Source organism: Rhizobium sp. SAFR-030, assembly GCF_059415005.1.
Genome location: NZ_JBPFDO010000002.1, coordinates 323,496 through 337,653, shown reverse-complemented (window position 1 = coordinate 337,653; position 14,158 = coordinate 323,496). Strand labels below are relative to the sequence as shown.

At 62.3% G+C, this 14,158-nt stretch carries 13 protein-coding genes; 7 read left to right on the top strand and 6 right to left on the bottom strand.

The genetic code is table 11. From position 1 onward, the window contains the following. Positions 1 to 188: 188 nt before the first annotated feature. From ytfQ to ACR65N_RS07225, 6 genes are all read left to right on the top strand, one after another. Entirely contained in the window at positions 189 to 1,148 is a 960-nt protein-coding gene (gene ytfQ, locus ACR65N_RS07250; RefSeq protein ID WP_430306833.1) for a galactofuranose ABC transporter, galactofuranose-binding protein YtfQ, read from the top strand. A gap of 161 nt (positions 1,149 to 1,309) precedes the next feature. Beyond that, positions 1,310 to 2,836, top strand: coding sequence for a sugar ABC transporter ATP-binding protein (locus ACR65N_RS07245; RefSeq protein ID WP_440456398.1), 1,527 nt, complete (start codon positions 1,310 to 1,312; stop codon positions 2,834 to 2,836). Then, entirely contained in the window at positions 2,836 to 3,867 is a 1,032-nt protein-coding gene (locus ACR65N_RS07240) for an ABC transporter permease (RefSeq protein ID WP_440456397.1), read from the top strand. Before ACR65N_RS07245 ends, ACR65N_RS07240 begins: the two co-directional genes overlap by 1 nt. Further along, positions 3,864 to 4,850, top strand: coding sequence for a galactofuranose ABC transporter, permease protein YjfF (gene yjfF, locus ACR65N_RS07235; RefSeq protein ID WP_440456396.1), 987 nt, complete (start codon positions 3,864 to 3,866; stop codon positions 4,848 to 4,850). The genes ACR65N_RS07240 and yjfF overlap by 4 nt, the downstream gene beginning before the upstream one ends. After that, positions 4,851 to 5,612: a FadR/GntR family transcriptional regulator gene (locus ACR65N_RS07230; RefSeq protein WP_440456395.1), complete on the top strand. Its 762-nt coding sequence runs from the start codon at positions 4,851 to 4,853 to the stop codon at positions 5,610 to 5,612. 67 nt (positions 5,613 to 5,679) lie between these two features. Next, positions 5,680 to 5,823 carry a hypothetical protein gene (locus tag ACR65N_RS07225; protein WP_440456394.1) on the top strand — a complete coding sequence of 48 codons (144 nt, stop codon included), beginning with the start codon at positions 5,680 to 5,682 and terminating at the stop codon, positions 5,821 to 5,823. A gap of 133 nt (positions 5,824 to 5,956) precedes the next feature. On the opposite strand, the gene ACR65N_RS07220 is transcribed toward ACR65N_RS07225, so the two are convergent. After that, positions 5,957 to 6,757, bottom strand: a complete 801-nt coding sequence (locus tag ACR65N_RS07220) for an SDR family NAD(P)-dependent oxidoreductase (protein WP_440456393.1) — start codon at positions 6,755 to 6,757, stop codon at positions 5,957 to 5,959. Positions 6,758 to 7,116: 359 nt separating this feature from the next. On the opposite strand from ACR65N_RS07220, the gene ACR65N_RS07215 reads away from it, so the two are divergent. After that, on the top strand, positions 7,117 to 7,500 hold the full coding sequence (locus tag ACR65N_RS07215) for a response regulator (protein WP_430306826.1): 384 nt from the start codon (positions 7,117 to 7,119) through the stop codon (positions 7,498 to 7,500). On the opposite strand, the gene ACR65N_RS07210 is transcribed toward ACR65N_RS07215, so the two are convergent. The 5 genes from ACR65N_RS07210 to repB all read right to left on the bottom strand — a co-directional run bounded on the left by ACR65N_RS07210 (position 7,453) and on the right by repB (position 14,145). Then, positions 7,453 to 8,544 carry a sensor histidine kinase gene (locus tag ACR65N_RS07210; RefSeq protein WP_440456392.1) on the bottom strand — a complete coding sequence of 364 codons (1,092 nt, stop codon included), beginning with the start codon at positions 8,542 to 8,544 and terminating at the stop codon, positions 7,453 to 7,455. The two genes, ACR65N_RS07215 and ACR65N_RS07210, sit on opposite strands and share 48 nt — an antisense overlap. Next, entirely contained in the window at positions 8,531 to 8,989 is a 459-nt protein-coding gene (locus tag ACR65N_RS07205; RefSeq protein ID WP_430306824.1) for a response regulator, read from the bottom strand. The genes ACR65N_RS07210 and ACR65N_RS07205 overlap by 14 nt, the downstream gene beginning before the upstream one ends. Continuing rightward, positions 8,982 to 11,180 (bottom strand): ATP-binding protein, encoded by a 2,199-nt coding sequence (locus ACR65N_RS07200; protein WP_440456391.1) that lies wholly within the window; start codon positions 11,178 to 11,180, stop codon positions 8,982 to 8,984. The genes ACR65N_RS07205 and ACR65N_RS07200 overlap by 8 nt, the downstream gene beginning before the upstream one ends. A 448-nt stretch (positions 11,181 to 11,628) precedes the next feature. Next, positions 11,629 to 12,834 (bottom strand): plasmid replication protein RepC, encoded by a 1,206-nt coding sequence (repC, locus tag ACR65N_RS07195; RefSeq protein ID WP_440456390.1) that lies wholly within the window; start codon positions 12,832 to 12,834, stop codon positions 11,629 to 11,631. A gap of 267 nt (positions 12,835 to 13,101) precedes the next feature. Next, positions 13,102 to 14,145, bottom strand: coding sequence for a plasmid partitioning protein RepB (repB, locus tag ACR65N_RS07190; protein WP_440456389.1), 1,044 nt, complete (start codon positions 14,143 to 14,145; stop codon positions 13,102 to 13,104). Between the last annotated feature and the right edge of the window lie 13 nt (positions 14,146 to 14,158).

Genomic DNA, 14,158 nt, shown 5'->3' with positions numbered 1-14,158 from the left:
GGCTTTGTGCGCAGCGTCATAACCTTGCTGCGGCGCAACATTAATGCGTCCAGACGCCCATTTACATCGATTTAACCAAATGCCGTGGCCGAAACACGGAAATTTTTGCGAATTTCAGGCTTTTCAAAAGTATTATTATATGATCTCTCTAGATCGTTCTTTGCTGAATTCATCTCTGGGAGGATATGATGAGACTGGCACTTTCGACGCTTGGCGTCGCCCTCACACTTTCTTTGGCTTCCAGCGTCTCCGCGCAGTCTCTGACTGTCGGATTTTCGCAGATCGGCTCGGAATCGGGCTGGCGTGCGGCGGAAACCACCGTGACCAAGCAGGAAGCGGAAAAACGCGGTGTTACGCTGAAATTCGCCGATGCGCAGCAGAAGCAGGAAAACCAGATCAAGGCGGTGCGCGGCTTCATCGCCCAGGGCGTCGATGCGATCCTGATCGCACCGGTCGTCGCCACCGGCTGGGATGCCGTGCTCAAGGAAGCCAAGGAGGAGAACATCCCGGTCATCCTGCTTGACCGGCAGATCGAGGCTCCCGACAGCCTGTACCTGACGGCCGTCACCTCCGACCAGGTCCACGAAGGCAAGGTTGCCGGCGACTGGCTGGTCAAGGATGTCGGCGCCAAGGACTGCAAGGTGGTCGAGCTTCAGGGCACCACCGGCTCCTCGCCTGCGATCAACCGCAAGAAGGGCTTCGAGCAGGCCATTGCATCGCATGCCAACATCAAGATCACCCGCTCGCAGACCGGCGACTTCACCCGCACCAAGGGCAAGGAAGTCATGGAAAGCTTCATCAAGGCCGAAGGCGGCGGCAAGGGCATCTGCGCCGTGTATGCGCACAATGACGACATGGCTGTCGGCGCCATCCAGGCGATCAAGGAAGCCGGATTGAAGCCCGGCACCGACATCAAGATCGTCTCGATCGATGCGGTTCCGGATATCTTCAAGGCCATGGCGGCAGGTGAGGCCAATGCAACCGTCGAACTGACGCCGAACATGGCGGGTCCGGCCTTCGACGTCCTCGAAGCTTACCTGAAGGACAAGAAGGAACCGAAGAAGTGGATCCAGACCGAGTCCAAGCTCTACACCGCCAGCGATGACCCGATGAAGGTCTACGAGGCGAAGAAGGGTCTCGGTTACTGATCGTTCCGGTCCGCTCATCGGTACAGGCCGGCAGGGCCACTGCGCTGCCGGCCTCTGCCAGTTCGGGATGTCGCCCGCCTGCGGGCAGGCGGCCCTCCCCGCACCGGTCCTGCAGCTCCCCTTCGGGCGCCATGCAGCAAGCTTTTCGCGGAAGTCATTGAATGTCAGATCGTCCCCCCCTTCTGGAGGCTCGCGCCATCGGCAAGAGCTTCCTCGGAAACGTGGCGCTGGAGAACGTCGATTTCACGCTCCAGCGCGGCGAGATCCACGCTCTGCTTGGTGAGAACGGCGCCGGCAAGTCGACGCTGATCAAGATCCTGACCGGTGTCTATCGCCGCGATCAGGGGATTGTTTGCCTGGACGGCGAGGAGATCTTCCCCACCGACGTGGCGCAGGCGCAGAACCTCGGCATCGGCACCGTTTACCAGGAGGTCAATCTGCTGGAAAACCTGTCGGTGGCGGAAAACCTCTTCCTCGGCCGCCAGCCGCGCCGTTTCGGGCTGGTCGACCGCCGCGCGATGCGGCGCCAGGCGCAGAACCTCCTGTCCCGCTACGGCCTGACGATCGACGTCGATGCGCTGCTGTCGAGCTATTCGGTCGCCATCCGCCAGATCATCGCCATCGCCCGCGCCGTCGACCTGTCGGGCAAGGTGCTCGTACTCGACGAACCGACGGCAAGCCTCGACAATCATGAGGTCGAGATGCTGTTCCGGGTGCTGCGCCAGCTCCGCGACGAAGGCCTCGGCATCATTATCATCACCCATTTCCTCAACCAGGTCTACGCAGTGGCCGATCGCGCGACCGTGTTGCGCAACGGCCGGCTGGTCGGAAGCCGCCCGCTGGCGGACCTGCCGCGCATGGAGCTCATCTCGATGATGCTCGGCCGCGAGCTGCAGAACCTCACGCACGAAACGCATGGTGCCGCAGATACGTCCGTGCCGGTCGGCGAGGCAGCATTTCGTTTCGAGGGCTTTGGAAAACGCGGCAGCGTCGCACCCTTCGATCTGGCCATCCAGCCGGGCGAAGTCGTCGGCATCGCCGGTCTGCTCGGCTCGGGCCGCACCGAAACCGCCTTCCTGATGTTCGGCATCGACCAGGCTGACAGCGGCCGCGCCGTGGTCGACGGCAAGACCGTCTCGCTCACCTCCCCGGAGGCAGCCATCGCCCAGCGCTTCGGCTTTTGTCCGGAAGAGCGCAAGACCGACGGCATCATCGGCGACTTTTCGGTTGCCGAAAACATTGCGCTTGCGCTGCAGGCGCGGGCCGGCTGGTACCGCCCGTTGTCGCAGAGCCACCAGAAGACGCTGGCGGCTGAGTTCATCCAGTCGCTCGACATCCGTCCTGCCGATGCGTCACGGCCGATCAAGTTCCTGTCCGGCGGCAACCAGCAGAAGGCGATCCTCGCCCGCTGGCTCGCCACAGACCCGCGGCTGCTGATCCTCGACGAACCGACCCGCGGCATCGATATCGGCGCGCATGCGGAAATCCTAAAGATGATCGAGCGCCTGTGCGAGCAGGGCATGGCCCTTGTCGTCATCTCCTCCGAACTGGAGGAACTGACGGCTGTCGCCCACCGGGTCATCGTGCTCGCCGACCGCCAGCACGTGGCTGAACTGCGCGGCAGCGAGATCACCGCCGACAACATCATGCACGCGATCGCTGATCCGAGCCGGACGGAGGCCGCCTGATGCTCGACTACCTGTCCCGCAAGTTGCGCCGGCTGGCACCGCAGCTGATCGCCCTGTTCGCCATCATCGCGGCGATCTCGATCCTGTCGCCGGGCTTCCTGTCGATCTCGATGCAGAACGGCCGTCTCTACGGCAGCCTCATCGACGTTCTAGTGCGCGCTGCACCGGTGGCCCTGCTGACGATCGGCATGACGCTGGTCATCGCCACCCGCGGCATCGATCTGTCGATCGGCGCCGTGATCGCCATCTGCGGCGCAGTCGCCGCCTCGCTGGTGGCCGACGGCTATCCCCTGCCGATGGTGATCCTGGTATCGCTCGCCGTCGGGCTTGCCTGCGGCATCTGGAACGCCACGCTCGTCGCGCTTCTCGACATCCAGCCGATCATCGCGACGCTGATCCTGATGGTTGCCGGACGCGGTATTGCCCAGCTGATCACCGAGGGCGTCATCCTGACGTTCAACAACGACCAGTTCTCCGCTCTCGGCTCCGGCTCGTTCGCCGGCGTGCCGATCCCGGTGCTGTTGTGGCTCGCCGCGGGCCTGCTGGTCGGGCTTCTGGTGCGCAAGTCGGCGCTCGGATTTCTGATCGAGGCGGTCGGGATCAATCGCCGCGCCGCAGCGCTTGCCGGCGTCCGCGCCCGGATCCTGCTGTTCTTCGTCTACTCCGTGTCCGGGGTCATGGCGGCCGTCGCCGGCCTGATCGTCACCGCCGACATCCGTGGTGCCGACGCCAACAATGCCGGCCTTTGGCTGGAGCTGGACGCCATCCTCGCGGTCGTCATCGGCGGTACCTCGCTGAACGGTGGTCGCTTCTCGCTCACCGCGTCGCTCATCGGCGCGCTGATCATCCAGTCGATCAACACCGGCATTCTGGTCTCCGGCTTCCCGCCGGAATTCAACCTGATCATCAAGGCGAGCATCATCATCGTCGTGCTGACCCTCCAGTCGCCGGCGCTTGCGACGATGGGCGGCTTCCTGAAGCCGGCCCTGCGACGCCGTGCGCTTGCACCTACGGAGGAGAAGACCTCGTGACCCGGTCCCACAACCTGCCTTTCTATGCGACCCTCGTCGTCTTCATTCTCGCCTTCGCCCTCTGCGCCACGCAGTTTCCCGCCATGCTGTCGACCCGGGTGATCGCGAACCTGCTCACCGACAACGCCTTTCTCGGGATTGCTGCGGTCGGCATGACCTTCGTCATCCTGTCGGGCGGCATCGATCTGTCGGTGGGCTCGGTGATTGCCTTCACCAGCGTCTTCGTCGCTGTCGCGGTCGGTTCGCTCGGGCTCCACCCGCTGACGGCGTTCATCCTGGTGCTCTGCCTGTCGACGGCCTTCGGCGCGGTGATGGGACTGATGATCCGGTTCCTGGCGATCCCCCCCTTCGTCGTCACGCTCGCCGGCATGTTCCTCGCCCGCGGCGCTGCCTATCTGGTCTCGACGGAATCCGTACCGATCTCGCATCCGTTCATCGATGCCATCCAGGCGACCTTCATCCGCCTTCCGGGCGGCGGACGCCTGACCGCAATGGCCATGCTGATGCTTCTGGTGTTTGCCGTCGGCGGCATCATCGCCAGCCGCACGCGCTTCGGCTCCAACGTCTACGCACTCGGCGGCAACATCCAGTCTGCCGAACTGATGGGCGTCGCCGTCGGCCGAACCACGGTCGCGATCTATGCGCTGTCCGGATTTCTGTCCGGTCTGTCGGGTATCGCCTACACGCTCTACACATCCTCGGGCTATTCGCTAGCCACCGTCGGCATCGAGCTCGATGCGATCGCCGCGGTCGTTATCGGCGGGACCCTGCTGACAGGCGGATCCGGTCTCGTCGCCGGCACGCTGGTCGGCATCCTGATCCAGGGATTGATCCAGACCTACATCGTCTTCGATGGCACGCTCTCGTCATGGTGGACGAAAATCGTCATCGGCATCCTGTTGTTCGTATTCATTGCCCTGCAGCGCGGTATCATCTGGTATTCGAAAGCACGCGCCATGGCGCGTGCGGCAAGGGGAACATAAGTGGGACTTCTCGAGACCACCATCGCAGGACGCAAGCGCGGCAGCAGCCATGCGCATGTGGTGGCTGAACTCGGTAATGCCATCGTCTCCGGGGCCATCCCCGAGGGCTCCATTCTGCCAGGTGATGCCGAGCTTTCGCAGCGCTTCAGTGTATCACGCACGGTTCTGCGCGAGGCGATGAAGACGCTGGCGGCAAAGCGCCTGATCGAGGCCAAGGCCAAGGTCGGCACGCGCGTGCTGCCGCGCTCGAGCTGGAACTTCTTCGATCCGGACGTCTTGGGCTGGCGCTGCGATGCCGGCGTCGACTTGGTGTTCATCGAGTACCTGGCCGAGATGCGGATGGCGCTGGAACCCGCAGCGGCCGCTGCTGCTGCCGAAAGGGCGACCAGTGACGACATCGTCGCCCTCTATGCCATCGCCGCGCGGTTCGACGATCCGTCTCATTCCCCCGAGACGATCGCCAAGGTCGATCTGGAATTCCACCTTGCCATCGCCCGGATGTCCGGCAATCCGTTCATGCGATCGGCAAGTGCTCTGATCGAGGCCGCGCTGGCAATCGCCTTCCGGCTTTCATCGCCGGCCGCCTCGCCGGAAATGATCGAGGAGGTCGCGACCAACCACCTGCGGATCGTTCACGCCATTGCCTCGCGCGATGCGGACAAGGCAGTCGCCGCCATGCGCCACGTCATCGATGTCGGCCGCGGACGGATCCAGAAGTCGCTCTCGCCAGCGCCTGTCGCGTTGGTCCCCGCAGGCGGCTAAGCCCGCAGCTGAAGCCACGGAACATTCCGTCGGACTGTCGGTTGATCTCCATACCATGGAGGATCCGATGGAAGCCAACACCAACACACCTCAGGAGCAGCCTGCCGAAGGCGATCGCGACACGATCGACCGCGAGCTCAAGCGCCAGGACGAGAAGCTGGCCAAGGACAATCGCAAGACAATGGACAAGGGCGAGCCGGCCAAGGACTAGGCTGACCTTCTCACATCATATCCTATGACCAACGAAAGACCCCGTCGCGCGTCAGCGCAGCGGGGTCTTTCCGATTGCATCGCTCAAGCGAGCAGCCGGACGTTCCTGTCGCCCGGCAAACTTCGCTGACAGTTCAGTGCTTGTGATCGTTCGGCTCAGCCATCTTGCGATGTGCCGCCGCGAGAGCGCCTGCCGGCGTAACATTGGCGAGCGCCGACTGCAGCTTGTTTTTCCATCCGGTGACGACGTCGCCTTCGCCATCCATCATCGCCTCATAGCCAAGCTTGGCGACCATCACTGGATCGTCCTTCTTCATCTGGCCGACCGAGGTGTTCTGCAGTTCGGCACGTTCGAAGAACTCGGTATCCGTCGGTCCGGGCATGAGGCAGGTGACGCTGACGCCCGTGCCCTTCAACTCGTCCCGAAGCGCAAACGAGAAGCTGTTGATGAAGGCCTTCGTGGCGTTGTAGACTGCCTGGAAGCTTCCCGGCATAAAGCCGGCGATCGATCCGGTCAGGAGGATACGTCCCTCGCCGCGCCGGCGCATGTCGTTGCCGATGGCGTGAACGAGCGAGATCGTCCCTGACACGTTGGTGTTGACGACCCGCAGAGCCGCTTCCAGGTCCTCGTCGAGGAAACCCTCCCCGAGGCCTCGTCCGGCATTTGCGAGCAGAAGATCGACCGGCCGGCCGAGCGACCGAACCGCAGACGAGAGACGCTGCACGCCTTCCGTCGTCGCAAGATCCACCTGCATTGCCTGCACCTGGACGCCGAATTCCTTGAGGCTGGCGGCAGCGCGCTCGATCTCCGCCTCGTCCGCGGCGATCACCAGATCGTAACCATCCTGAGCGGCGCGCTTGGCGAGTTCGTAACCGATGCCTGTGGACGCACCGGTGACCAATGCGAGGCCCTTGCTTGCCTGGACTGGGTTCATGTCGTTCTCCTTCCGTAAAGCCTGGGAAAGCGCCGGTTGTTCAGGCGCGTTGACGTGTCAACGCCATGCGTGATCCGCGTTCGCAAGACGCCTCCGGAACATCGTCTGCAGAACGCCAGCCGTCATGGCCGTCATCCGGTCGAACCGGCCAGGCCTGCCAATGTTCCTACCGGACAACGTCAGCTTCCCAGCCTGCCATCCGCAACGGTACCGCCGGTCGGGCCTGATGCAGAGCGATCTCACCGGCTTGGAAAAAGCATGGTTTGGACGCACTGCTACTTGAAAATGACGGCGCCAGCGGCAATTACCGACTGGCCGATCAAGCTGGATCAACAGAGTATGAGTGCGTGAATACAGCCTTGCGTGGACGCCGTTCCGCCATCCTGGTCCTGGAAGACGACATGCTTCTGGCGATGGACATGGAAGACCATCTGACGGACCTGGGATTTGAGGTCGTCGGACCATTCTGCCGGGTGTCGCAGGCGCTCGAAGCCATCCCCGAGCTCGATCTCGTCGGCGCAGTCGTCGATCTCAACCTGAACGGCGAATTCTCTTTTCCGGTGATCGACTGCCTGAAGCGGCACAACGTGCCGGTTGTCGTCTGCAGCGGCTATGCAGAACTGCCCGAACTGCGCTCGAAGCTTGGGGAGCTTCCGCTTCTCCCCAAACCCTGGAGCCCGGTCGGTCTCGAGAAGCTAGTGTCTGAAGTCTTCAGTCCCATGCAGGCCGAAGCTGGAGAGTGACGCGCCCGGCGCCGCTTCTTCAATCGGTCGAAGCGGAAAAGCGATCGTGCAGGTGAGACCTTCCTTCGCATAATCCAGCTCGGTTTCTCCCAGCAGCTCGTACTCGATCGTCCGCTTGATCAGCGTCGTGCCGAAGCTCTGAATGCCCGGTTGCGAAACCTCCGGACCGCCGCGCTCCTGCCAGCGGAAGTTTACCATCTCATCGCCGTTTTCGCGCTGATCGATCGACCAGGACAAGAGCACCCTGCCGCTGTCGTTGCTCAGCGATCCATATTTGATGGCGTTGGTGATGAGTTCGTTCAACACCATGCTGAAGGCGAGAGCCGATTTTGGATCGAACGGCGTATAGGAGCCGGCAGCGACATCGACACGGTTTGCATGATGGGCCTTGGCGGCAAGCGTCCGCTGCACGACATCCATCAGGCTGGCACGGTTCCAGTTCGTCTCGAACAGCAGCGCGTGCGCATCGGCCATGGCGCGCAGACGGCCCATCAGGTTTTCGACATAATCCTCGACACTGCCGGTGTTGCGGGCCGTCCGTCGGACGATCGACATGACCATCGCCATCGTGTTCTTCACCCGGTGGCTGAGTTCACGCACCAGAAGCTCGCGGTGCAGTTCGCCGCGACGGCGTTCCGCACGCTCGTTCGCCTCGGCGAGCGCCCGTTCGACGGCAGCCGCGAGACGGATCAGCCGCTGCTTCAGCACATAATCGGTCGCACCGCGCCGAAAACTCTCGATCGCCGCCTCTTCGCCCAGCACGCCTGACACGAAGATGAACGGCGTCTCCGGAACACGGCTGTGAGCCAGCTGAAGTGCCGCCATTCCATCGAAATCCGGGAGGGAAAAGTCGGCAAGGATAACGTCGTAGCCGATATCGTCGAGCGCCGCGATGAATTCGGCACGATTGACGGCGCGCCGCACCTCGGGCGCCGGCTGCAACTGCTCCAGATGCTGGCAGATCAGTTCAGCGTCGAGGTTGCTGTCTTCCAGCAGCAGAATCCGGGCCGGATCGCGGTGCTGCTGATGTTCAAAGCTTGCCATTGCGTATCTGTCCTGGTGGCGGTTCGTTGAGCAGTGCCCAGAAGACACCGAGATCCTGAATAGCCTTGAAGAATTCCGTGAACTCGACCGGCTTTACCACGAAGGCGTTGACGCCGAGTTCGTAGCTGCGGACCAGATCCAGCTCCTCGCGTGAAGACGTAAGCATGACGATGGGGATATGTCGCAGCCGTTCATTCTTCTTCACCCTTTCTAGCACCTCGAGACCGTCCATCTTCGGCAGCTTGAGATCGAGCAAAACCACCGTCGGATCCCCGTGCGGCCTGTTGTGGAAGCTACCCGAGGCCGTCAGATATTCCATCGCCTCGGCGCCATCGCGGGCGATGATGATCTCGTTCGCCAGCTGGCACTTTTCCAGCGCCGCCAAAGTCAGTTCAAGGTCGCGAGGACTATCCTCGACAAGTAGTATCGGACGCAATTCAGGCAATAGCGCGGCCTTTCCTTTCAGCTGACGGCAAGGCGAAGGTGAAGCATGCTCCCCGATCGATTTCGCCTTCCGCTTTGATGCTCCCATTGTGACGATCGACTATCCGGCGCACCAAAGCCAGACCGATCCCCGTTCCTTCGAAATCTTCAGCCCGCTGCAGCCGTTGAAAGACGCCGAAAAGCTTGCCGACATAGGTCATGTCGAACCCGACGCCATTATCCCGCACCCAGTAGAGCATCATGTCGCCCACCTGTTCGCCGCCAATGCTGATGTCCGCCTGCTCGCGCGTGCTTGTATATTTCACGGCATTGTCAACAAGGTTGAACCACACCTGGCGCAGTAGCGTCGCATCGCCGTTGGCGACGGGCAGCTTGCCGACCGACCAGTTGATGCTGCGTTCCATATGGGACAGCTTCATCGTCCGCACGACCTCGGCAGCCAGCTTGTCCATATCGACCGGACGGTTGGTGATGGACGCCCGTCCGAGCTGGGAGAAGTGCAGCAGGTCGTCGACGAGCCGGCCGGCTGAAACCGCGGCGTCGGAGATCGTCTGCAGATAGTGCTGCGATTTTTCATCCAGCAACGTCTCCCGCTCCCGCAGCAGTTGGGCGAAGCCAACGATGTGACGGAACGGCGCCCGCAGATCGTGGGATACGGAGTAGGAGAATGCCTCCAGCTCCTGGTTGGACCGTTGCAGCTCGTTGCTGATCTCGGCGAGTTCTTCCGCCTTGCGCAGTACGACGCCGACGATCGTCGATCGCAGCTCACGCGCAGCGGCACGTTCCGCCTCCTGCCAGGGCGAGGCCTGCATGCGGACCAGCTCCCGCCATGCATCGAAAGACACGCGTGGATGGATGCGTCCGCTCTCCTTCACCAGCTTGTGCGGATCGCCGCCCCATTTGACGGTGCGCACCACCTCCGGACGGAACCAGATCAGCCAGTTCGGGTAGAGTTCAGAGATCCGGATCGCGATAATGCCGCTTGCGAGATGCGAGAACGAGGCAGCGGGGGCATATTCCAGCGCCAGCGCATCGGTTGCGTGGAAATCCCGATCCTGGCGCTCCGACAGCCAGGCGATGATACCGCGAACCGAAGCCTCATCCGGCACATTTCCGACCGGGCGGTAAGCGCTGTCGGTCACCAGCACTGCGCCTGCCGCGTTGACCTGCGAGAGAAGAAGCACATCCTCGCCAGCCAGACCATCAACCCAGTCTTCGGCTGACGACATCCGCGCCAGTAACCGGCTGGTCACCTGCGCCAGCTCGACGCGGCTTGCCGCATCCGCCGTGCGTTCCTGCGCCGAAATTCGCATCGCCAGCGACTGGGCCAGGAAATCACAACCCTCGCGAATGGAATGCGGCACGAGATGAGACTTGACGCTGTGGCAGGAAATCAGTCCCCACAGCTTTCCGTCCACCATGATCGACACCGACATCGATGAACCGGTGCCCATGTTGCGCATGTATTCCAGATGCACGGGCGAAACGCTGCGCAGCTGCGCGAAGCCGAGATCGAGGGGTGCGCCGGTCACCGGATCGTCTGACGGCTCGATCGGCACTGGCATGTAATCTGCGTCGGGAATGATGCGCAGGCGATTGGTCGCATAGAGCGCCCGGGCCTGGGCGGGGATATCACCGCTCGGAAAGCGGAGGTCGAGATAGGAGGGCAGGTTGCCATTGCCGGCTTCGGCCACCACCTGACCGTTCCAGGACGTGTCGAACCTGTAGACAAGGACGCGATCGAACCCGGTCAGCCGCTGAACGAACTGCGCCGACGTATCCAGCGAGGACGGGATATCCGGCTGGCTGGCCAGCCGCTGCGCAAAGCTGCGCATTGAAGCGAACACCTGGTCCAGCGGACGCGGATCGGCCGGTTCGACCTCGACAACGACCGATCCGCCGGATCGGTGGGCGATCATCGTCATCTGCACGCCCGCGAGCGATGTCTGGAAGAATGCCTCGTCGCTTCGATACCAGTTGGAGATCGCGTCCAGATGATTGGCGATCTCGCCTTCCGGCCTAGCGGAGAGCCTGACCATTTCACCAAGGTGGCAACGCAGATTGGCACTAGCCTGCACGACCACCCAGTCCTCCGGGCGCAACACGAACAGCGCGCCATGCGGCTGGATTGCGGCCGGGATGCGGATGGGCTCGCTGGCGCAAGCTTCGAGATCCTGATCCGTTGGATTCAAAGGGCGGCTCCAATGGCAAGATTGTCTGCAAGCGAGAAATGCCAGCTAAACCCGCGGTTTGGTTGACGGAAAGAAACGAATACCCAGCTGAGAATAGATGCCGGGTAGCAAATGTAAACGTCCCTGCAAGAAATTCGATCCGGCAGTCGCCGTAGATATCCGCAGATGTCGCAAGTCGTGCGGCAGCGGCATGAATGCGAGCATTCCGGGTGACGACGGACATCGAAAGAGAGCATGCATCCTGCGGCGCTGGCAACGAGATTGGACGAAGCAACCTCTAACATACTCTCCGCCGCGTGCCAAAGAACTGGCACGCCCGCTCGCAAACTGCCATGCAAATGTTTCTCGCCAACCCTTCAGGTTCTGAACCGCCGGGCATGGCGCGAGCCAGGCGTCGCGACATGCCCGACCCCTGGAGTGCAACCTCCGAACCGGAGCGCAACCCGCGTCACGCCTTCAGCGCCTTCAACATGGGCTGAACGGAGAACCTGCCTTTTTCCGCCTTGCGGGTCAGATCGCGCAGGTAACCGCCAGGGGAGCGGATATCTTCGGCGCGTTCGAGTATGGCCGCAACGACGATCGCGGAGTCGATTTCGCCCATCGCCTTGCGCGCCTCCGCCCAGGCACTCGGACTGATCCCGAGCATTGAGCGGACGAGATCCGCCGTCGCCACAACATCCTTCCAGGATTTGATGCCGTCACGGGCGTAATCCTTGAGTTGCGGGCAGCAGGAAAGGAACTGCTTCAGCCCGATCGATGAACTGCGCCGAGGGGAAGGTTCATCCGCGCTGGCGGCCGGCCGGGTATTTGGGTCAATGCCGTTTAATTCAGAATTTAGGTCTGTATTTGAATTCTGAATATGGCGCTCAGAAGCGGACTCATTGGCGCTCATTTCTTCTTCGGAAAGACTATTTAGGTAGGCTGCCTCAACCTCCGCACGCAGGCACAGGAGCGCATCGGCCCGCTGCTTCAGCAAGGAGGCGTCGGCAACACGCGGTATTCTTCCTGAAAGAGCCACCAGCCTGAGAGAAAAGTCCTCCCAGTCTCCCGTGCGGTTTTCGTGCAGTGCCGCCTCGATCGTCTTTGCGACGTCCCTGAGATGCAGCGTCATCTCGGCACGAATTCTCGCTACCTGTCGCGCCCTCTCCCGCTCCGCGTCCGCTTGCGTGAAGATCTCTGCTGCGCGCAAGGCAAGCGGTGCCAGATCGAAGCCGAAGGCGTTCTCGACAAGCCCGCTGTCATTCCTCTGCGCGTAGCGCTTGCCGTTGGCACTGTCGCGGCGGAAGATGAACCCGGCATCGACCAAAGCGGCGAGATGCCGCCGCAGCGTTGCGGGCGACATTCCACGGCAGCGGATCGAGAGTTCTGCGTTGGAGGGAAAGACGATGATCGGTGATTTGCCGTCCAGCCGACGATCCTGATGAAAGCTGGTCAGCGCTTCGAGCACCGCGATCGAACGGTCGGAGAGACCATAGATATCGCGGGCTTCGGTCAGGGCGCGGATCAACTGCCACTTCTCCGCCGTACCGGTTTCATTGCCGCCTTCGCCGTTGCGCAGCCGCTCCTGGTGGCGTTCTGCATCCCGCATGCGGACAAAATTTTTCGCGCGCAAAGGCGCGCCGCCGAATGGCGTCGTTGCCAGTCTGTCGACCATGGTCGTCTCCGTTCGGAGGCAAGCAGGTCCTTCGACGGCAGCCATCAGGCGTCAGAACGCAGCTTCGGGATCGGCAAAAATGCCGCCGACTCTTGACTTTCGACCTTGGAAGTGATTCTCTCGAATTGCTACATAGAAGAGGGCTTCCGAAATGGTGACGTTTTGGGGGCCTTTTTTCTTGCTCTCGTGTTTCCTTTCGAGCGTCAGTTAGATGCAGTGGCCCGAAGGCCTATCCGTCGTCCCGCGCGGGCTTGATCCCGCCGCCGCTCAGCCGGTCTTTCGGGACGCCAGGAACCTGTTGTAGTGATCGGCGAGAACCTCTGCCGCCTCGTCTAGGAAGGCGGGATCGACCTCGGCCGAGAAATCGATGCGGGCGGTGCGCCCATCGCGCCGCATGCGGGCGAATGGCCGACCGCGAGCGTCCTTCACGTCGAAGGCTTTCGGTAATGCGGCTTTCGGCGCCTGCGACAGCCGATCGAACAGCATCAAAAATCGGCCGTCGCTATCGGCCCTGAGGAAATCCGGCTTCGCCGTCACGGCATCGGCTTCGCCGCGCCGATCCTCCCGCTGCAGCAGTTCGCCGAGCTTCATCCACCGATCGCGACCCGCCTTCGGCGCTGCACCGATAACCCGGATGTACCGCTCGGGAACCGCGTCAACGACCTGCATCAGGCGCGACAGTTCACTCTTCTGGACGGATAGCGCTTCGCCGATGACCTTGCGTTCAAAGCCGCGGCCGGCAAGATTGCGGGCAAAGATGGCGCGCTCGATAAACGACAGATTGCGACGCTCGGCATTTTCCTTGCCCTGCGCCAGCACCAGCTCGTCATCCGAAAGCGGACGCACAACCGCCTTGATCGGAATGCCGAGGCGCGAGGCCGCCCGTATGCGGCGGTGACCATAGGCGGTCTGATAGTGACCCTCGGCAGTCGGGTGAGGACGCAGCAGCACCGGCACCTGCTGGCCGCTGTCGCGCATGCTGTCCACCAGTGCCAGGAAGTCTTCGTCGTCATGATCGGCGATCTGCAGGCGATCCTCGACGAATGATGCTTCGATCCGGTCGGTCGGCACCGAGAGAATGCGCTCGCCGTCATTCAGTGCCTGGCGAAGCGCACGCGCCTCCTCGGCATCCTTGGCGATAGAGCCAAGCGACAGTCCCATGGCCTTGATGGCGCCGGAAGCCGAGCGTGGAACGGGCGTCTCCTTGCCTTCCGCGGCATCGGACGGCGTCACGGACGGCTTTGCAGGCGCCGAGGCCAGACCTCCGCCGAACAGCGCCTTCAGCTCGTTTTTGCGGCTTCCCACCATCATCTTGCCCTTCCCA